Raw genomic sequence first — 20926 nt, 5'->3', positions numbered from 1 at the left:
ACAGCACCAAGCAATCATAAAAGTTGAGTCAGCCAAATATATTTAAAAAGACCCAATTTCTCTAAGAAATTAGGTCTCGTTCCATATAAATAAAAAATACTCAACTCATGCTAATCTAAGCAACCGTATCATAATGACTCAAATCTGCATGTTTTAAACGCTGTTTCAACTGATTAAGCGACCATGGCCAAGCAGCAAAATTACGCCCATTGGCATCCAAATAGTAACTCTTACAACCACCTCGATTGAACACTGTCGTCTGCAAATGCGTTTGCACTTTGGCATTATGATAAGCCAGAACATTAGGCTTAATTTCAATACGCTGCTGCTTCATCCGTACCAAAGCATCAACGATATAACCAACTTGTGCTTCTGCAATTCCAATAAAGGAATCATAAACCAAAATATTTGGCCCAAGCACCAAGAAAGCATTTGGCACTTGCGCAATACTTGTGCCTAAAAAGGCCTCAGGCGAGCTATCTTTCCACAGTTCTGACAATAATTGACCTTGTGCATTCCGTACACGATTTCCAATCGGTGGATGCGACACCTCAAAGCCTGTACCCCAAATAATCACATCAACGTCGTGCCGCTCACCATTGGCTGCAATTACTGTATTTCCTTCTATTTCTACCAGGCCATGTGGCACAAGTTCAACATTTGCTTGTTGCAATGCAGGATAGTAATTATTAGCAAAGAGTAAGCGCTTACAGCCGATAGAAAAGTTTGGTGTAACTTTCTCTCGCAATTCATCGTCCTGAATTTGGCTTTTCAGCAATTGCTTGCCTAAATAATTTACTGGTTCAAGCAAAGAAGGATTACGTAGGCCTAGGTTAATCCCATTTAGGATACCCGATACACTTTTACGCCATGTTTGCTGAATGGCAGGGAAACGTGTCAGCACACCTTTTGCACGATCATTCAGTGGGAAATCAGCCTTAGGTAATACCCATGGCGCAGTCCGTTGAAAAACGATTAACTCCTTGGCCAAAGGTTGTACTTGCGGCACAAATTGTATGGCTGATGCTCCAGTACCAATCACAGCTATACGCTTACCGGTTAAATCATAATCATGATTCCAACGCGCAGAATGGAACATTTCCCCTTTAAAGCTTTCAATACCTTTAATTTTAGGTATTTGTGGTTCAGTAATCGGCCCAGTGGAAAAGATCACTGTTCTTGCCGCATACTGACCTTTGCTCGTCTCCAATTGCCATTGCTTTAATTGCTCATTCCATTCCGCTGAAATTAGCTCACAGTTGAACTGAATGTTGCGATAAAGCGCATGCTGCTCTGCAACATCTTCCAAATAGGTCAGAATCTCAGGTTGCTTGGCAAATAAATGACTCCATTTATGACTCGGCGCAAATGAAAACGAATACAACGCTGAAGGCACATCACATCCACAGCCAGGATAGGTATTGTCGCGCCATGTCCCCCCCACGCGATTGGCTTTTTCCAAAACCACATAATCGGTATAACCTCGTTCATTCATTTGATGAGCGGCAGCTAAACCTGATATCCCAGCACCAATCACAATGGTATCGTAGACACGCACTTGATTTTTTAGGCTTGGTTCTGAGTCTGATCGGTCTTGTGCGGCTTTTTTAGCTTTGGCAGAAGACGATGCAGAACGACGTGCATTAGTATGCGTTGTAGGCTTTTTAGTTTGAGTTTTCTCTTGATCTAATGCTTTTACATCATCGTCATGTAATTGTGTCGGCATGTTCATGCTTTTGCTCCCGACTTTTTAATATAGTTGTTAAATATGGGATAACCCACCCCCAATAAACGGGTATAGGTTTGCGGGGATAAACGTTTTAACCACCAAAATAATTTGGCATCAGGTTGTGGAATGGTATACAACTTCCCTGCATCTAAATTATTCAAGGTCAAATTGACTACATCATGGCTAGTCGTAAATGCATGATTCATCAGCAATTGATCAGCCAGGCCTGAATATCGATTAGGTAAGCGACCATTTTTCATGATATTGGTCGGCACCAATGTTGGGCACAGTACATTCACACGGATATTTGCCGATCGCAGCTCTGCCGATAAAGTTTCAGACAATGCCAGCACACTCGACTTCGTCACGTTATATGCTGTCATTTCAGGTGCAGCAGTATATGCCGCAGCAGAAGCAACATTAATAATCGCACCACCCTGCTTATTTTGTTTTAACTTTGGTACGAAGTAGTGACAGCCATGTACGACACCCCAAAGATTGACATGCATACACCATTGCCAATCATCTAGGGTGAGTTCATCAACTTTACCACCAAGCCCGACGCCTGCATTGTTGATCACCAAGGTTACGTCGTGCCCCATCAACTGCTCTGCTTGCTCTGCCAGTGCTTGCACTTGTTCAGCCTTACCCACATCACACTGCACCGCATAAGCATTTGATGAGGTTGTAGACTGAATTTGATCAACTGTTTCTTGCGCTGCCTCTAAATGAATATCGGCACAGACCACTGTCCCGCCCCGACGTGCCAACTCCAAAGCAAAGCTTCGCCCAATACCACTACCTGCACCAGTGACCACTGCATAGGCATTTTCGCTTGGCTTGTTCTTTTTTCCAAATAGACCCATGGTTTTATCCTTTCTTATACTTTTAATGCAGGGGTAAATTCTTTAACAAAATATGGCGTCAACACCCCATCCACTGGATTTAATAGCCGTTTTTTGTAGTATTCAAGAAAGGCTGAAGTGTCATAATCATTTGGATGGAAACTTGGACGCAGATAATCAAATATGTGTTTGATGCTACTGCCATATACACCATCTTTAAGCCCAAAAATCAGTCCAACGCTACGTGGCAAATCTTTCCAATAATCCAAACTTATTAAGTTCGAAGGTTTGCGATAAAACGGTGCAAAGAATGAAGCAAATGAAATTAATAATAAGATAGTAATTAAGGCCGGAAAAAAACCAGCGACACGTAAAGCATAATTATTTGATAGTTTTTGGAAGACATCATAAGCAATATCTTTATGTTCAGATTCTTCTAGCATGTGCCACATCCAAATCGCACGCTGCTTTTCATCTTGTGAGCTAAAAAACACTTCTTCATGATTCATCATGTATTCAGCAAGGACTGCCGTAAAATGCTCAATTGCTGCCATTAAAGACAATTTCATTGGTTGGGGTAAACGCTCAAATCCATACTCAAATACGTAGTGTTCAAGTTTTCTAAAGATTGATACTGGCAAACCTTGTAACTTATATGCTTCATTTAATTCTTCATGCATACGTGAGTGAATGGCTTCCTGACCAATCAATGATGTTACACGTTGCTTAAGTATAGGATCATCAATGAAATCACGGTGGTAGCGCGCCGTATCAATCACTAAATCTTCACCGCGTGTTAAGAAAATAGACAAAGAGCCAAAATAGGCACTAGCCAATTCCGCATTCATATAAAATTTAGGGTCAATTTTATCCGCTTCAAAATCAAATTTCATATGGCGAATCGGAACAACAGCAGACTGTTTCGTCGCATCAAATACAGGCGATGAAAATACGCGAGCTAATGTTTTTTTAATCGGTTGAAAAGCGCTCATAGTTCGTCTCTCAATATGGGTGTTTTCCTGCACTGACATCATGTTGGTAACAGGTCAAAACACATGTATTGAGAACAAACTAAGGTAGAAAAAATGTGAACCCATTAGCAAAATCAACCTATCGATTTGCAAATTTGCTCAAAGATTTTCTTTGTCTGACAATCTTTAAAACTTTACTGCTAAAGGGCTCAAAACCTTATCATTTAAGGTCAGCGTAATTTTAAGTTCTGAGTTTAAATTCAGTGCAGTTGCACTACTTCGCCACGATTTGATTGGTAGATCCATTGATGATCAAACAGGCTTTCATCCAAATGATCTAATCGAATATTGCCAATGGCCACTGCATAGAAACCATTGCCTTGCTCTTTATACTGACTAATTTCCTGCATTAACTCGTCTGTCAAATGTCCCATAATAAAATCGGAAATGACCACAACATCGGCATGAGCAAATTGTGGCTGTTTTAGCATTTCTACAGCATGACTCATTGCTGGCAAAATATCCGTCCCGCCATGAAACGACTGTGCCAAAAAATGAATAACATCATCAAGCCCACCGTCACGCTTTACGTTCAGCGCCGTAATATTGGTCGAAAAATTCACAATGTACATTGCACGTTTTTCACGTAAGGCTTGCATACTCAAATATAAACAAATGGCTTTAGATATCAGTTCAGGTTGCCCATTCATAGAGCCACTGGTATCTAAACAAATCAGCATCGGACCTTTCTGCCCCATTCGTTGTCGCTTCTGATGCTGGTCTTCAATAACACGACCATGTTGCTGGCCTTGCATATTAAAGCTCATCAAATTAGCTTCTAGAAATTTTAAATCAAATAAAATCTGTAAATCTGGATCTGCCAATAATGCTAACTCACTTGGCAATGCCAGACTTAAGTCATGCGCCAATTTAATACCAGTGATTTCTTCTTGTGCCGATTGCTCTACATATTGCTCTGGCGTTGCACTGAGTGTTGCATTTAAGCGCTTACGAGGTTTGTGCGGCTGAGCACTACCAATTTGATGACATAAACGCTTTAACTCAGCATCTTGCTCTAAACAACTGGCCCACTGCTCAAAATGCTGCATGTCTTGTTCAGTCAGTTGCCCCTTAGAATAATCAATGAAAATTCCTGTCTCAAAACCCAAGCTATCTTGATATTTTGCCATTTTCGCCAAGGTCGCCAGAAAGTCTTTTATTTCTTCTAAAAAAGTATCTCGCTGCAAACTGAGTTGCTCAAACTCCCAATGTGCGACAGCTTCCATTAACTTACGTTGCCATTTCTGTTTTACCAAAGCAGCTTGCAAGGCAATGTTTTGTGGCGACAATAACTGAATATCATTTTGAACTTGCCAATATCCAGTTAACTCAAGTTGTCCCAAACTTTGATTAAAGTCGGCATATTCATCCATCAACTGCTTTAATTCAGCAACAGAGAACTCAGCCTTTAACCAATGTTCTAGCTGCTGTTGAGCATGTAAATAAGGATGTTGCTGATCTAAACTCGACTTTGCCTGAAAGGCCCATTCCTGAATTTTTTGATCGAGCTTTTTTGCCACTTTATGATCATCCAACCAATGTTTTAAGCTGGATTGTTTTAATTCATCATAAAGCTGCGAACTTAATTCATCGAGTGCCGATTGGGTTTGTTGTCGTGTCGGTTTTAATTGCGACATAACTGTTCCAGACGCTCACAATCCTGTAATTGAAGCTGATAACGCGCTTGTTGTTGCTCAATGGCTTGTTGTAATTTTTCAATATCATCTTTCACTACAAAAGCCGACTGGAACTGATCTTTTTGTACTTTATAGCGTTCAGCATGTGTATGGGATGCATGTAAAAATTTCGATTTTAGTGCCTGCACTTCCTGCAATAAAGTGTATTTATCCTGTGCTGACAATGTGCTTCGTGCAGCGCCCTTATGATATTTAATATACGGCGTGACGACCTCTTCTAAACCATAATAACCACCTTTTAATGTGCATACTCGCACGCCATTAAAATTACACACAATACCTCGCACTTCTTCACCTGTTTCATCCAAGGCAAAAAAGTCCTTTTTGGTGTCCATTTTATCCAGCTCAAGGTAAAGTAATTTATCTTTATAATGGCGATCTAAATTGGTTACCGCACGCAAATAATCCTTGCCCTGAATGAGATATGACTCATACACATCATCGGTATAATAAAAATAATTTAAAACGCGCTGCTCAAGCTGATCTTTTTCAGATACTAATTTCTCATAGTCCAAGCCATCATTCAAAGCTTGTTCAGCCAGTATGTCATCTAACTGTGTGGCTATAAATTCAATATCTTCCGGTTGATTCCATAAACAATGCTTTAAGATCAATAGATCACTGACGATCACCTGCTGACGATCATTCAAAAAAGCACATGCTTTCACCAAATATGCCACACGCTGCCAACGACGATCTGAAACATAAATCACATGATCTTCAAAGTTATGCTTAAGTCGATGTTTGATTAAGTCAAAAATATGCAAAATCGGCGCAGGCAATTCAATGGCATAAATTTGCTCACGCCAATCGTCAAGCTCAGCTTTTTTAATTTTTAATGCTGCATCGACCTCTACAGTCACTTTAGATGGTTTCGCTTGCAATAAAGCATGAAAATTATTTGCTTCGGTAATCGGCGGTACTTCTAATCTCAGAATGAAACGGTCATATAATGCATCCAAACCCTGATTCTGTTCTGGAATTTCATTAGAGGCACTGATTAATACATTTAAAGGTACTTTTTGAATGATTTCACCATTTTTAAAACTGCGTTCATTCACCAAAGTTAATAATGTATTTAAAATCGCAGGACTAGCTTTCCAAATTTCATCGAGAAAAGCAAAATCAGCACGCGGCAAATAGTGTTCAGTTTTACGAATGTATTGATCTTCTTTTAAGGCTTTAATAGATACGGGTCCAAAAATTTCCTCAGGTGTGCTAAAACGATTCATCAAATATTCAAAATAGTCGTGCACTTCAAAGGCCGAAGCGATGCGTCTTGAAATCAAACTCTTTGCAGTACCTGGTAGACCATACAAAAAGGTATTCATTCCAGCAATACCAGCAAGCAAACTTAAAGCAATAATTTGCTCACGTTCATACATATTTTTGCTAATTTCAGAAATTAAAGTATTGATACGTGCTCGCATGCTGCTATCTATAAAACCTAAAACCAAATTGTAGCGCTGTATCAAATAATAAGCTGCATTTAGCTACATTTTCCTGTGCGATTTAGCATTATAAATACACATTTCAACGACATATTCAGGTTATAGTAGATTGTAAATAGGCTATTTTTTATCACTCCCCTTTATGCTAAATTACTTACCTCCACTCATTAAGCTATTAAAACTCGAAAGTTTTAAATGGCGAATGTTGACACAAGGTGAAATCACCATGTGCCGTGAAGTATTTGGGGATTTAATTGATTATCAGCAGGTCAAAATCATGAATCATCCATTTTTGCCTTGGCAAGCATCCAATGTGGTCATGGCACCGAGTGGCTATATCCATGCGCGAAATTTATTGTATAAAGATGATTATTCACAAGAACGTTTAGGCTATCGTGCTCTTTTTATCCACGAGATGGCCCACGTTTATCAACATCAAAAAAACATCAATGTTCTAGTTTTCGGGGCAATCTTACAGTTGGCTTATTTTTGTAGTTTCAAAAAATACAATCCATATCACTACCAGCTAAAACCTAACAAAGCCTATTTTGATTACAACATTGAGCAACAAGGCGATATCGCCCGCGACATCTACCTTAAGCGTATTGAAAACATTATTTTAATGAAGGAATCAATACATTGATTTTTAGTTTAAATGCTGTAATGACTTAAGTAAAAACCGACACTTAAAGCAAATTCACAACTCACCATCAGCAGCTAAAAATTACGATTAAACATGCATAAAGCTTGGGGGGAAAATGAGTCCAAAGATAGCCATATTGAATAAAAAAGCCGCATCATGGTCACATTTATTATGAATATCTATGGTCAACCTTTTAAAAGCTATCAATAACCCTAGTATCTCGCTTAATTTCAGATAAAATAGGGCTAGCCTTTTTTGCCACGCAATAAATGCGGTTTGATTATCATACGATGATGGTATTTAGTTTTCGCCTTTCGGCAGTATTTTTCGTATCTAAATACACTCGCTGAATAATTACAATGATACAAATCAGTGTGTTAAGTGTATTCACCTATAGGAATAGGATTTAGTTGGAATGAATAGTTTTAAAATTGCACTTGCTCAGTTCTCTCCACATATTGGTAACCTAGAATCAAATGCAGCAAAAATGCTTCAACAAGCCAATGCTGCAAAAGAACAGAATGTAGATATTATTGTTTTTCCTGAGCTATCTACAGTAGGTTATCCTGCTGAAGACTTATTGCTACGCCCAAGTTTAAATAAACGCACTCAACAAGCGTTCGAACAATTGGCGTCAATCCAAGATATCGTTTTAGTGTTTGGTTTTGTCAATCAAACTGAAGATGGTCAGCGTTATAACTCAGCAGCAGTCATGAAAAATGGTCAAGTGTTGGGTATTTATAACAAGCAAAACCTACCAAATTACAGCGTATTTGATGAAAAACGTTATTTCAACGAAGGCCATCAACATCTTGTATTTGAATATCTAGGTCATAAATTTGGTGTACTTATTTGTGAAGACGTTTGGGCTCTCCCAACCGTACAACAATTGGCACAACTCAATGTAGAAACAGCACTCGTACTTAATGCGTCTCCTTACGAAGTAGGTAAACCACAACATCGTATTGAAACTATGTCTGCATTAACCAAACAATTGAATATTAATTTGGTTTATTGCAACCAAGTTGGTGGTCAAGATGACCTTGTATTTGATGGTACAAGTTTTGTGATCAACAATGCAGGTGAAGTCGTTGTACAAGCACCAAGTTTTGTCGAAGACCTTTACTTTGTAGAATACGATGCCGATCAAAAAGCCTATAAGAAAGGCAATATTGTTCCCGTACTCGACACTATGGCTGAAATTTATCAAAGCCTTGTAATTGCAACGCGTGACTATGTTCAACGTTCTGGCTTCCCTGGTGTGATTCTTGGTTTATCTGGTGGTATTGACTCTGCATTAACACTAGCCATTGCTGCTGATGCAATTGGTGCAGATAAAGTTCAAGCTGTGATGATGCCATACACCTATACAGCTCAAATCAGTGTTGAAGATGCTGCTGAACAAGCGAAAAACATGGGCGTTACATTTGGTATTGCTGAGATCAATCCAATTGTGAACGGTTTCATGCAAACATTGTTCCCATTCTTTGGTGACTCACCTGCCGATGCTACAGAAGAAAATCTTCAAGCACGCTCACGTGGCACACTGTTAATGGCACTTTCAAACAAATTTGGTAACTTGGTTCTATCAACAGGTAACAAGTCTGAATTGTCTGTCGGTTACTGCACGCTTTATGGTGACATGGTCGGTGGTTATGCAGTTTTAAAAGATGTATACAAAACGATTGTGTTTGAACTTGCCAAATACCGTAATAGCATTTCTGAGACACCAGTCATTCCAGAACGTGTAATTACACGCCCACCTTCTGCTGAGCTTCGTCCAGATCAAAAAGACCAAGACTCACTTCCTGAATACGATGTATTGGATGCAATTTTGTATGCATACATTGAAGAAGATATGAGCCAAGATGACATTATTGCAAAAGGCTTTGATGCTGACGTCGTGAAAAAAGTCATTCGTTTAGTCGATTTAAATGAATACAAACGTCGCCAAGGTGCCATTGGTCCACGTATTAGCTCACGTGCCTTTAGCCGTGAACGCCGCTACCCAATCGTGAATGGTTGGAAACCTGGCATCTAATTTAAAGATGACTAAAAGCCCAGTTTCGACTGGGCTTTATTATATCTGTGAATTTTAAATACAATTTAAAGGATAAATTGCATTTCAATCTTGAACTTGAACTTGAAAATTTAAATATAAAATCTGTTTTGATCGTTTTTGCAAACTACATTATTAATAACGTTATACTGAATCTTGTTTTTACTTTCTTAAAGCACAAAAAAAGAGACCAAGCTGAGAGCTTGGTCTATAAAAATGGTGGCTATGACGAGACTTGAACTTGTGACCCCCGCATTATGAGTGCGGTGCTCTAACCAACTGAGCTACATAGCCTTAAACTGTGTGGGCATTATGTAGATTTCATGCAGCAGCGTCAAGCATAAATATGCGTATTTGTTCAGAGTTTAAACAAGCAGACTTCAACATGATATTATTTAATCAAATATGACAATTTTTATCGTATTTATCACATTTTATTGTTAGATATTAGGGTTTTACCCATTGAGCATAATATGAAGAAATCAATCTTAGTGTTGAGCTGTGTCATCAGTAGTCTGGTAGGCTGCCAATTGATCTCTCCTATATTTGTCGATTATAACGGTGTGCGCCGTGATGTAGCACAATGGATCAATGGACAGACTTTACTAAGCATGCAACAGAAGCGCAGCCTCGCTCAACTTAGCAAAGCGCAGCAACCAATTGTCCGTTTAAATCTAAATGATTCTATTGCTGTTCATAACATTGCGAAGAATAATCAAATTGCGCTCCACTGTGCACAAATACATCATGTCAGTGCAAACAAGATTAAAAAGCTACAAGAACAAATTTTTAACCCCGCTGACTTTGAAAAATTAAAGCAATTTGAACAGGTTGCACCAAAATTTAAACTCGATGCCCAATCTATTCAATGTGAATAATATTCTTTAAATGCTTATAAATTCATGCAACTTGGAGTTCTCATTCCGTTAAATATTTTTACAACTTCAAAGCGTTTTGCCATTGCATAATTTGGCTAAGCTAAGCCCATGCTTTATATCGTTTATTTTTATGTTTAGTTATTTATCCCTATGTATTTACTAGGTTTTATTCAGTTTCAAAACAGCGTATGATTAAACTATAACCAATATTTTAATGTTAATAATGTTGTTTTGATTGATGAGCGTAGTTCATCTTAGAAGGAGAAATAAAATGGCTTTAAATAATATTTTAGTTCCAGTTGACGGTTCAGAAACTTCTTATGCAGCGGTTGCTAAAGCTGTTGAATTTGCCAAAGCATTTGGCAGTAAAATTACTGTGGTGCAAGTACTCACACTTGACCCTTATATTGCCGCTGAATATATTTCTGCATCTCAAACCAATGACTTAATTGAACGCGCACGTGCTTCAATTCTAAATACACTTGAAGAAGCGAAAGAAAAATTTTCGGCTGAAGGTGTAATAGTAGAAACTCGCTTACTTGAAGGACAAGTTGTACATGCTGAGCTTGTAAAAGCTGCTGAAGAAAGCCATGCAGACTTAATTATTATTGGTTCACACGGCCGTACAGGTATCAAAAAATTCTTCTTAGGCAGCGTAGCTCAAAGTGTATTGGGTGCATCTGACGTGCCAGTACTTGTAGTACGCAAATAAGCTAACTTAAAGTCTAAGTACAAAAAGCCTTCTCATTGTAGATGGCTTTTTTAATGTCCCAATTCACTGAGCTATGGTTGCCACTGATAATGCTTTAAATTTACTTTGCCATTCAGCATGTATACACCTTCATCTTGTAACTTCAATTGCTGAATGTTTTGCCCATACTCATCTAATTTAGCCAGGCTCAATTTACCTTGTGAATTAATCACGCGATACCATGGGATATTCGATGCAGGATCAAGATGTTTGAGGACATAGCCAACTAAACGAGCATGTTTAGGTAAACCTGCTAATTTTGCAATTTGTCCATAACTCGCAACTCTCCCTTTTGGAATCTGTTGAATCACAGCCAAAATTGGAATAGCTAACTCATTACTATTTTTCAAATGTTGTTCCTTTCCTTCCCATGCGCATCTTACACAATGATTTAATAGTGCTGTTCACAACATTTACACCCTGTATAAATACGATTCTTTTGCCACCTTGGGTACATTTAAACAAGCATACGTATGAACACAAGTTAAATCACGCGTCGCCAAATGTAGAGATATCTTTATGTTCATCCCCATACGAATACAGTTAGCCATCAATAGTTAGAAAAAGTTCTGTCAAATACTGATCAAAAAAGGAATGCTAAAGCATTCCTTTTCATGATATATAAAAAATACCAGTCCAATCCTTTGTTAAAAGTTCTCTGGATTTTCCAAGCGACGAACTTTTTGTACTTTCTCTGGATTATGTACAGCCGCAACACCATCATCTGCTTTAGTATCAATCAATGCATCTGGGTTATACACTGTTATGGTTTCATTGCCATGAATATCTTCCCCCACAATGTATTGAAAGCCCTTTTTATTCATCTTATGGCACATACGTTGATACCAACCTTTAAAGCCAGTCTTTTCTTCATTTGGGTTGTAGTAAAAGGCATTCATTACCGCTGGCAAGCCAAGACCACATACAAGACCAGACATTAATACCGCAATAAAGGTATAACCAATCAATATACTACTGTATTCACTAAGCTCTGGAATGTTTGCAACCGCAAGAATTAAGGCGAGCGAAATACCACCACGCACCCCTCCCCACGAGAGTATAGCTAAACTACCGTTATAACTTTTTTTGCGAAAACTTGGGAAAAATGCAAAAGATAAATAGTTGGCTGCGAAGCGTGACGCATGCAAAATAATGAAAGCAACTATCCCCCCTAAGATCAGGCTGAAACTTAAATCAAGAATAAATAATTCCAAACCAATCAAGGTGAATAGGAAAGAATTAATAATCCCTTCGACCGTATGCCAAAAATGATTTACTTCGCGAATTTCACGATCTTGTAAAATCTCTTTCCACTTATTTCCCACGATTAAACCACCAATTACACATGCAATTGGTGCAGATGCATGGGCAAATAGCGCAACCAAATAAGATCCACAAGCCAGTAATGCAGTCGTTAGGATAAGGGATTCCATTTCATGCTTGCCACGCAGTAGACGTAAAATACCCAGACCAAATGCCCAACCAATAATGACCGCAACCACGATTTCATAGAGTAAGGTTTCAAGCGTTCCCAAAACAGTGAAATGCTCGCCCTGTAATACATTTAGCAATGTCATGAAGACCGCGATACACATAGCATCATTAAACAGTGATTCACCTTCTAGCTTCACGATCAAATGATGTGGTGCGCGAACCGAGCTTAAAACCCCTTTTACCCCAATTGGGTCAGTCGCACCTAATGCTGCACCTAATAACAGCAGTACAACAAGGTCGACGTGATTGCCGATAAGAAATTGATAGCCATACAGCACAACACCAAAAAAACAGGCACACAATACAAGCGCGATACTGGCTAAAATACTGATGGGTTTCCAATGTAAACGTAAGTCAGAAACTTTAAATTTGAGTGCTGATGAAGTCAAAATAAAGCAGATCACACCATTGATTAGAAAGTCATAAAAATCAATATGGCGAACTGCTTCTTCAATATTGTGTAAATTAATGGTAACGAATTGGTTACCATTTAACAGGCTTGCACCCCACTGCAAGATAAATACAAAGATGGCGGAAACAATAGGAACACCAATAGCTTGCGGAAAGCCTAATATCCGCTTATTAAATATTGTAGTTGCGATTGAGAGCGCAAAAATAACTGTAAAAACTTGAAGAAAAAAGTAATTTCCCATTTCATTCCCAATTTTGGTGCTATGTCGCCTACATAGTGAGATATAGGTATTTATAAAATAAATACTAAATTTTTTAGCATTTAATTTTTAAATATTGTACCGAATTTAAAATCACGTGCATGTATCATTTAAGTTTTTTAACACATTCAAATCAGCAGATCATTTAAAATATGAGTTCTTTGCTCGTTTAATTGCACATTTAGCACGATTACTGATTCTTATGCACCAAACCATTAAAACCGTATTCCGTCTTTTTTTTGCAGGTGTAATTTTTTTAATTACCGCCGCTTTAATCTGGACTTGTATCAGTAAAACACAAGAAATTTTACAAGCTGAAACGCATTATCAAAAAGCAAAAACTATTTCTCTAGATTCAAACGTTCAAGAGCAATTGGTGCTTGTATCGAATAATAAATCTCCTGACAACGCCATTTTTATTGTGGTGGCAAACAATGGATTTATTGCCAAGATCAACTGCGAGCACTATCTCTCAGATATCTGCCTCGACGACTATAATCAAAGCCACACACGACAAATTCAACATATCGAATTATTACAGACGCGTCAGTTAAGTTACATTAAAAATGTTACGTTTACGGATAGTCGTAGCAAAAAGCAAACAACGCTAAATTACGATGAGAACCAATTGAAACAGTTCTATCAACATGATATTTCAGGCTTGAAATTTATTGTGTTTGGTGTGGCTTTATTTGCATTAGCTGCAATGTATGTCAGCATTCGAATTATTCGTAATTTCAAATCATTCTTAAATAAATAAGCGACAATACAAGTTTAAAAAAAGAGGATAACAAGATCCTCTTTTTTTATTTTTGAGTTTTAAATCGGTTGATTGAATGTATCACAGCTATTAATGCTGCCAGATTTCAAACCAATTTCGAACCACTTCATACGTTGCTGACTCGTACCATGGGTGAAACTATCTGGAACCACTTGTCCTGTCGCACTTTTTTGCAAGTAGTCATCACCGATTTTATGTGCAGCATCCATTGCTTCTTCAACATCGCCTTGTTCCAAGAATTGCGTACGCTGTTGATTATGATGCGCCCAAATTCCAGCAAAGCAATCTGCCTGCAACTCCTGCATAACTGAATAACGATTACCTTCAGCTTTTGACGCTTGGGCACGGGCTTGCTGAACTTGTTCAGAAATACCTAAAATCGTTTGAATATGATGTCCCACTTCATGTGAAACCACATAGGCTTGGGCAAAATCTCCGGCTTGATCATTTCGATTCAATTCAGTTTGGTTTTGCTCACCAGAAATACCCATTTGACTACGCATATCTTTAAAGAATGCTGTATCTATATAAACTTTTTGATCGGCTGGGCAATAAAATGGACCCATAGCAGCTTGAGCTGTACCACAGCCTGAATTTACCACACCATTAAACATCACTAATTTAGGCGGTTTATATTGCGCATTTAACTGCTCTTGAAATACTTTGGTCCAAGTATCCTCAGTATCAGCAAGCACCGTACCCACGAATTGCATAGCCTCCTGTTGTTCAGGGGTTGGATTGTCCAAACCTTTAACTTCAGCACTTTGACCTTGTGAGGTGACTTGCTTGGTTGCTTGATACGCCTGCTGCGGATCGACACCAAAAAACTTCCAAGCCACAAATGCAACAACTAAACCCAATATACTGATACCGCCAGCCTTAGCACCGCCACCACCGCGACGGTCTTCCACATTCGAGCTAACTCTTCGACCTTTCCAGCGCATAGTGATCTTCCTTATAGAAAATATTGAATATCAATGTGTTTTATTTGATGATGACTTATCTGACTTCGGCCAGACTTTTTGGATCATCGATACAACACACAGCACAATTAAACCTGCAATAAACCCAATAACCAAATTAATCAAAGTCGGTGTTAAAGCACCAAAAATACTACCCACTGTCGGAATATGCTCAGCATAATCAACAGAACCTTCAATAAAATGATGTAACAGCGGCACACCATGGGTAATAATACCGCCGCCGACCAGAAACATTGCAATTGTTCCGACAATTGTAAGGGTTTTCATTAATTTAGGCGCAAATGCAAGCAATCCACGTCCAATTTTTTGTTTAAAGCTTGAAGCCTGCTCTGTTAAATAAAGACCTAAATCATCAATTTTTACAATCATGGCCACAAAGCCATACACACCTACAGTCATTACGATAGCAATCACTGAAAGCACCATGACTTTGGTACCAAATGCAGCTGCGGCCACAGTACCTAGTGAAATCACTACAATTTCGGCTGACAAAATAAAATCAGTTCGTATCGCCCCTTTGACTTTTTCTTTTTCAAAGGTGGCTAAATCGGTCTCGATTTTCTGCATTTCAGCACTAGCCGTTTCTTCTGTTTTAGCTTTTTTATGATGCAAACTATGCAGTACTTTTTCTACGCCTTCATAGCATAAAAATAAACCACCTATCATTAGCAGTGGCGTAATCAACCAAGGTGCGACTACGCTAATCAGTAAAGCAGCAGGAACAAGAATTAATTTATTTACAAATGAGCCTTTTGCAACCGCCCATACAACCGGAAGCTCTCGCTCAGAACGCACTCCACTCACCTGTTGGGCATTTAATGCGAGATCATCCCCTAACACGCCTGCAGTTTTTTTGGCAGCCATTTTACTCATGACCGCGACATCGTCGAGCACCGTTGCTATATCATCAAGTAATATTAATAAGCTACTGGCCATTATTTTTATCCTTAGGGCATTTTTTAATATTGTAAGGTGAATTGATCAAATATTTGTATTTAGTTTTTTAATATATAACAAAAAAATCACTCAAATTTCAGCCAAATGTGCCGCGTCAGTAACATTCAAAAAAAGAATGCCGTACAATGGTGCCATTCTTTGATATATAGCCGTAGCATTGACTACCTCTTGGAACAGATAATGAGTACTCAAGATAATCGTCCAGTGATTTTGACTGGTGACCGTCCAACTGGACAATTACATTTAGGTCATTTTGTAGGTTCTTTACGTTCACGTGTGGGTTTACAAGATTCTCATCATCAGCACCTTCTTTTAGCTGATGCACAGGCATTAACAGATAATGCTGACAATTTTGAAAAAGTACGTCGCAATATTATTGAAGTTGCTACAGACTATCTAGCTGTGGGCATTGACCCAACTAAAACAACAATTTGTGTTCAATCATGCTTACCTGCATTAAATGAACTGACAATGCTCTATCTTAACTTCGTGACAGTTTCACGTTTAGAACGTAACCCTACGATTAAATCTGAAATTCAAATGCGTGGTTTTGAACGTGATATTCCAGCTGGCTTCTTATGCTACCCAGTGGCTCAAGCCGCTGACATCACAGCATTTAAAGCATCTGTCGTACCAGTCGGTGAAGACCAAATTCCAATGATCGAACAAACCAACGAAATCGTTCGTCGTTTGAACCGTCAAATTGGTCGAGAAGTTTTGCCTGAATGTAAAGCATTACTTTCAAATGTAGGTCGCTTACCTGGCTTTGATGGTAAAGCAAAAATGTCCAAATCATTAGGCAACACCATCGTGCTTGATGCGTCAGACAAAGACATCAAAAAAGCTGTCAATGCGATGTACACCGACCCGAACCATCTTCGTATTGAAGATCCAGGTCAAGTCGAAGGCAACGTTGTATTCACTTATTTAGATGCGTTTGATACCAACAAAGAAGAAATTGAAGAGTTAAAAGCACACTATCGCCGTGGAGGTTTAGGTGATGGTACAGTGAAAAAACGTCTTGAAGCTGTGTTAAAAGAGCTAATTGGCCCGATACGTGAACGTCGTATGGAACTACAAAAAGATCCTGATTACATCATGGATATTTTAAAAACAGGTACTGACAAGTGCCGCGATATCACACAGCAAACTTTAGATGAAATTAAATCTGGTCTTGGTGTATTCCACTTCTAAACATTTAGTTTCTTTCTGTAGCTAAAAAGCCTTTCAAAATGAAAGGCTTTTTTAATACTCAAAAAACAATATGATTAACTTCACAGAATCTCCTTAATTTTAACGTTAGGTAACATGACTTAACGTGAACACCAATGAAATGACTGGTGGTTCACTTTATTATCTTTTTATGTTTTATGAATTCCCCAATTCATAACATTTCTCCTTTACCGAACCTGTGAAAACAGATTCGTTGTTATACGCAGTGAATACCCCAATCATTGCGTATTTTTTTGTCCCTAATTTGAGTCATAGAATTTAAGCCATAAAAAAAGCCCGCATTAAGCGGACTTTTTGATAAGTATATTAGTAATGAAATAATCGTTTATCTAATGGCAATTCAATACCGATAGATGCTCCAGCATCATTACCATTTAGATCTGAATCACTCACCCACCCATTAATTTTAAGTGGCATATCTGGGCGAAGATAATGCGTCCATGTCACATCTAAAGCTGCTAACTCATCCTGCTCAGGAAATGCAGCATTATTTAATGCAGAACGCTCAGTTTGACTCACTTTAGCGAACAAAACACGGCCATTTAAACGGTTTAACGGATCAATACGCATATGACCACCTACTGAAACCATTTGACCATCTCCACCAAGTGCATGACCTAAAGAATAACCGTGTTGATAATACCCATCTTTATAGATTGAGTGATTATAAGAGATACCTTTAGCACTACCATTAGTGCGCGTATCTACCCATTCTGCATAAAGCTGATAAGGCATATTTTTTAAGCTTGACGAGTAATCTACACCAGCTAAATACATACTTTTCGCAGGTAAACCACCTGCCTCATCTTCACCTACATATTGCGCATATAAACTTGCTGGCAAATCGAATAAAGGTTGCAAGTTAAGTCTAGCATCAAAACCTGCAACCTGATTTGACGGGTCAGCCTCTCCAGTACCACCATTATCTTTATTACCAACGAAAGCATCCCAAAGAGAGCTAAAGCTTTCAGGTCTTCCTTCCCCGCCCCACTGAATCGAACGTGAAGCACCCAATTCTAGGTATGACGTAGGTTGAGCCGTCAAGCGCAAACCAACTAATTTTGCATCAGGAACTGCAGAATAATCATCTAATTGACCAGCAAAAGCTTGGTATTGCCATGGACCGATCCAAGATAACCATCGTGTATCAAAAGCGTTCTGTTCAGCACGTTGCGCAGTAAAACCATACACAGGACGACTTGCATCACCACGTATTAAACTACCGTCATGACCCGGCCCCCAGTACGTTGGTATTTGACCCGCAATTAACCATTGATTCCACAATTTACCCGCAATGTAACTTCCTTCTACATTTACATCTTGATCATTATTAATTTGCTGTTTGTCCTCAGCATTTACACGCAATCGACCATCCCAATTCTCACCACCAAGATTCAACTCTACCGCAGCTTGATACTGGGCTTTCTGATGATCACCAAAATTTTGAGGAATTGTTTTTTGATCAGATTCTGCAAATAACTCAGCTTTCAATAAAGAATTTTCAGCATTTAATTTTGTTTGTACACTTTGTATGACTTTTTGCTGAGTAGGTGTTTGTGCTCGAGCTTGAGTTAATGCACGCTTAATCTCATCACCACTCATTGGCCATGTTGATGTACTAATTTGAATTACACCCTGTTGATTTAACCAATTTAAATCTGCACGGAGTTCTTCATCATTTAAAACAATCCCTTGTGCAAACACAGGTATAGACATACCCAATAACACAGCAGCATAGAGTGATTTTCTTAAATACATGCTTTTTTTCTCAAGTTTAATTCACAGCCCACCCTAAATTTTTCAACTCAATTATTCAAGAGTGAAACTGTATCCTCTGCTATATATTTTAGCCTTATTTAACAACTTGCCCTTAAAAACAAAAAAGCCCGCATTAAGCGGACTTTTTTTGACTAAAACTTGTAATTAGTTTTTATGACGCATATGCGGGAATAAGATCACTTCACGGATACTTGCAGCATTGGCAAATAACATTACCAAACGGTCGATACCAATACCTTCACCTGCGGTAGGAGGTAGACCATATTCAAGTGCTTCAATGAAATCAGCATCATAATGCATAGCTTCATCATCGCCTGCATCTTTTTCAGCAACTTGTGCTTGGAAACGTTCAGCTTGGTCAATTGGGTCATTTAATTCCGAGAAGCCATTCGCTAACTCACGGCCACCAATAAAGAACTCAAAACGATCTGTAATATGTGGGTTGTCATCATTACGACGTGCCAATGGCGACGTTTCCGCTGGATATTCAGTAATAAATGTCGGCTGACGTAACTGAGTTTCTACTGTTTCTTCAAACACGATAGTTTGAAGTTTACCTAAACCAAAGCCTGGTTTAACTTGCTCTTTCAGTTCATTTTTAATGAAGTTCGCAAGGAACTCACGGTCAGAAACATTTTCAGGTGTGAATGTAGGATTGTGTTCAAGAATCGCATCAAACATTGAGATTTTCTTGAATGGACCTTTGAAGCTATACACTTCTTCACCATAAGGAACATCAGTAGAACCCAAGATATCAATTGCAAGTTTCTCAAGCATATTTTCAGTCAAAGCCATCAAGTCTTTGTAATCTGCATAAGCTTGGTAGAATTCGATCATGGTAAATTCTGGGTTGTGACGTGTAGACACACCTTCATTACGGAAGTTACGGTTGATTTCAAATACGCGTTCAAAACCGCCAACGACCAAACGTTTCAAGTAAAGCTCAGGTGCGATACGTAAGAACAATGGCATATCTAAAGCATTGTGATGAGTCTCAAATGGACGCGCAGACGCACCACCTGGAATCACATGCATCATCGGTGTTTCAACTTCCATGAAACGTTCATTGCTCAAATATGAACGAATACCAGACACCACTTTTGCACGAATTTCAAAAGTTTTACGTGTTTCTTCATTCATGATGAGATCAAGATAACGCTTACGGTATTTAACTTCAGTATCTGTTAAACCGTGGAATTTATCTGGAAGAGGACGAAGAGACTTAGTTAAAAGCTCAAAATGTTCAATGTGAACATAAAGATCACCTTTACCAGAGCGACCGATATAGCCTTCGATTGCAATGATATCACCAAGGTCTAGACCTTTAATTGTTGCTAGCACATCAGCAGCCAATTCTTTACGTGGTACATAAAGCTGGATACGGCCCGTCATGTCTTGGATTACAATGAATGAACCACGGTTCAACATCACACGACCAGCGACTTTTACATGAACCTGTTCACCTGCTTCAATTTCTTCTTTTGATTTATCAGCAAACTGGTCTTGTAGATCTTGTGCATAGTGTTCACGCTTAAATGTGTTAGGCCACGGGCTAACACCTGTTTCCTTGGCGTGCTCTTTGATGTGCTCTAACTTGGCATGACGCTGTGCAATTAAATCGTTTTCGGAAATGGCTTGTTCAGAAGTCGATTGAGCGTTATGTTGCGTCATCTCTGTCTCAAATAGTTAAAAATCGGAAGTTGCATAGCATAGCAGATTTACTTCCGCTTGAGCAGTAAGCGCATTCAGCATTTTTAATAAAATTAAAATGATTCAAGCAAATTTAACGCTTTCAGCCATGTATCCCCCATTTTGGAATATTTTGAGTTCACCTTGCCAAATGCTTAAGCGCTGCATTTAATATAGCAAACCACACCTATATATTCTTTTAAAAAATACCCATACCCGTTACGATTAACATAAAAAATATCAAATAAAATCAAC

The 20926-nt window shown here is 38.6% G+C and carries 17 protein-coding genes and 1 tRNA gene; 6 read left to right on the top strand and 12 right to left on the bottom strand.

Annotated features, from left to right (window positions below):
• Positions 1-115 precede the first annotated feature (115 nt).
• The 5 genes from A9J31_RS02770 to A9J31_RS02750 all read right to left on the bottom strand — a co-directional run bounded on the left by A9J31_RS02770 (position 116) and on the right by A9J31_RS02750 (position 6732).
• Positions 116-1726 carry a flavin-containing monooxygenase gene (locus A9J31_RS02770; protein WP_081410250.1) on the bottom strand — a complete coding sequence of 537 codons (1611 nt, stop codon included), beginning with the start codon at positions 1724-1726 and terminating at the stop codon, positions 116-118.
• Positions 1727-1728: 2 nt separating this feature from the next.
• The gene (locus A9J31_RS02765) at positions 1729-2595 is read right to left on the bottom strand and encodes an SDR family NAD(P)-dependent oxidoreductase (protein ID WP_067762353.1); all 867 of its coding nucleotides are present in this window, start codon (positions 2593-2595) and stop codon (positions 1729-1731) included.
• A 14-nt stretch (positions 2596-2609) separates the two neighbouring features.
• Positions 2610-3566, bottom strand: coding sequence for a metal-dependent hydrolase (locus A9J31_RS02760; RefSeq protein ID WP_067762351.1), 957 nt, complete (start codon positions 3564-3566; stop codon positions 2610-2612).
• Between the two features lie 239 nt (positions 3567-3805).
• Positions 3806-5242 (bottom strand): VWA domain-containing protein, encoded by a 1437-nt coding sequence (locus A9J31_RS02755; protein WP_067762349.1) that lies wholly within the window; start codon positions 5240-5242, stop codon positions 3806-3808.
• Positions 5230-6732, bottom strand: coding sequence for an AAA family ATPase (locus A9J31_RS02750; protein WP_067762347.1), 1503 nt, complete (start codon positions 6730-6732; stop codon positions 5230-5232). The genes A9J31_RS02755 and A9J31_RS02750 overlap by 13 nt, the downstream gene beginning before the upstream one ends.
• Positions 6733-6895: 163 nt before the next feature.
• On the opposite strand from A9J31_RS02750, the gene A9J31_RS02745 reads away from it, so the two are divergent.
• Positions 6896-7396, top strand: a complete 501-nt coding sequence (locus tag A9J31_RS02745; RefSeq protein WP_067762345.1) for a hypothetical protein — start codon at positions 6896-6898, stop codon at positions 7394-7396.
• Positions 7397-7811: 415 nt separating this feature from the next.
• On the top strand, positions 7812-9437 hold the full coding sequence (locus tag A9J31_RS02740) for an NAD+ synthase (RefSeq protein ID WP_067762343.1): 1626 nt from the start codon (positions 7812-7814) through the stop codon (positions 9435-9437).
• Between the two features lie 235 nt (positions 9438-9672).
• On the opposite strand, the gene A9J31_RS02735 is transcribed toward A9J31_RS02740, so the two are convergent.
• Positions 9673-9749, bottom strand: a tRNA-Met gene (locus A9J31_RS02735).
• 179 nt (positions 9750-9928) lie between these two features.
• Here A9J31_RS02735 and A9J31_RS02730 point away from each other — a divergent pair.
• Both A9J31_RS02730 and A9J31_RS02725 read left to right on the top strand, forming a co-directional pair.
• A complete protein-coding gene (locus tag A9J31_RS02730; protein ID WP_067762341.1) occupies positions 9929-10333 on the top strand; it encodes a hypothetical protein in 405 nt (134 codons plus the stop codon).
• A 271-nt stretch (positions 10334-10604) separates the two neighbouring features.
• Positions 10605-11045, top strand: a complete 441-nt coding sequence (locus tag A9J31_RS02725; RefSeq protein ID WP_067762339.1) for a universal stress protein — start codon at positions 10605-10607, stop codon at positions 11043-11045.
• 71 nt (positions 11046-11116) lie between these two features.
• Here the strand turns inward: A9J31_RS02725 and A9J31_RS02720 are convergent, their stop codons facing one another.
• Together A9J31_RS02720 and A9J31_RS02715 are read right to left on the bottom strand one after the other, a co-directional pair.
• On the bottom strand, positions 11117-11434 hold the full coding sequence (locus A9J31_RS02720; protein ID WP_067762337.1) for an MGMT family protein: 318 nt from the start codon (positions 11432-11434) through the stop codon (positions 11117-11119).
• A 297-nt stretch (positions 11435-11731) separates the two neighbouring features.
• Positions 11732-13231 (bottom strand): cation:proton antiporter, encoded by a 1500-nt coding sequence (locus A9J31_RS02715; RefSeq protein ID WP_067762335.1) that lies wholly within the window; start codon positions 13229-13231, stop codon positions 11732-11734.
• Between the two features lie 220 nt (positions 13232-13451).
• Here A9J31_RS02715 and A9J31_RS02710 point away from each other — a divergent pair, with 220 nt between their 5' ends.
• On the top strand, positions 13452-14009 hold the full coding sequence (locus tag A9J31_RS02710; protein ID WP_067762461.1) for a hypothetical protein: 558 nt from the start codon (positions 13452-13454) through the stop codon (positions 14007-14009).
• A gap of 59 nt (positions 14010-14068) precedes the next feature.
• Here the strand turns inward: A9J31_RS02710 and ypfJ are convergent, their stop codons facing one another.
• Positions 14069-14974: a KPN_02809 family neutral zinc metallopeptidase gene (gene ypfJ, locus A9J31_RS02705; protein ID WP_067762333.1), complete on the bottom strand. Its 906-nt coding sequence runs from the start codon at positions 14972-14974 to the stop codon at positions 14069-14071.
• Positions 14975-15004: 30 nt separating this feature from the next.
• Positions 15005-15949 carry a DUF808 domain-containing protein gene (locus A9J31_RS02700; RefSeq protein WP_067762331.1) on the bottom strand — a complete coding sequence of 315 codons (945 nt, stop codon included), beginning with the start codon at positions 15947-15949 and terminating at the stop codon, positions 15005-15007.
• Positions 15950-16150: 201 nt separating this feature from the next.
• On the opposite strand from A9J31_RS02700, the gene trpS reads away from it, so the two are divergent.
• On the top strand, positions 16151-17164 hold the full coding sequence (gene trpS, locus A9J31_RS02695) for a tryptophan--tRNA ligase (protein ID WP_067762329.1): 1014 nt from the start codon (positions 16151-16153) through the stop codon (positions 17162-17164).
• A gap of 345 nt (positions 17165-17509) precedes the next feature.
• Here trpS and A9J31_RS02690 read toward each other — a convergent pair whose 3' ends face one another.
• Both A9J31_RS02690 and lysS read right to left on the bottom strand, forming a co-directional pair.
• Complete coding sequence (locus A9J31_RS02690) at positions 17510-18961, bottom strand: capsule assembly Wzi family protein (protein ID WP_067762327.1); 1452 nt, start codon at positions 18959-18961, stop codon at positions 17510-17512.
• A 165-nt stretch (positions 18962-19126) separates the two neighbouring features.
• Positions 19127-20653 carry a lysine--tRNA ligase gene (gene lysS / locus A9J31_RS02685; RefSeq protein ID WP_067762325.1) on the bottom strand — a complete coding sequence of 509 codons (1527 nt, stop codon included), beginning with the start codon at positions 20651-20653 and terminating at the stop codon, positions 19127-19129.
• Between the last annotated feature and the right edge of the window lie 273 nt (positions 20654-20926).

Source organism: Acinetobacter gandensis (assembly GCF_001678755.1).
Taxonomy (GTDB): domain Bacteria; phylum Pseudomonadota; class Gammaproteobacteria; order Pseudomonadales; family Moraxellaceae; genus Acinetobacter; species Acinetobacter gandensis.
This window is presented reverse-complemented; position numbering and strand designations above follow the sequence as displayed.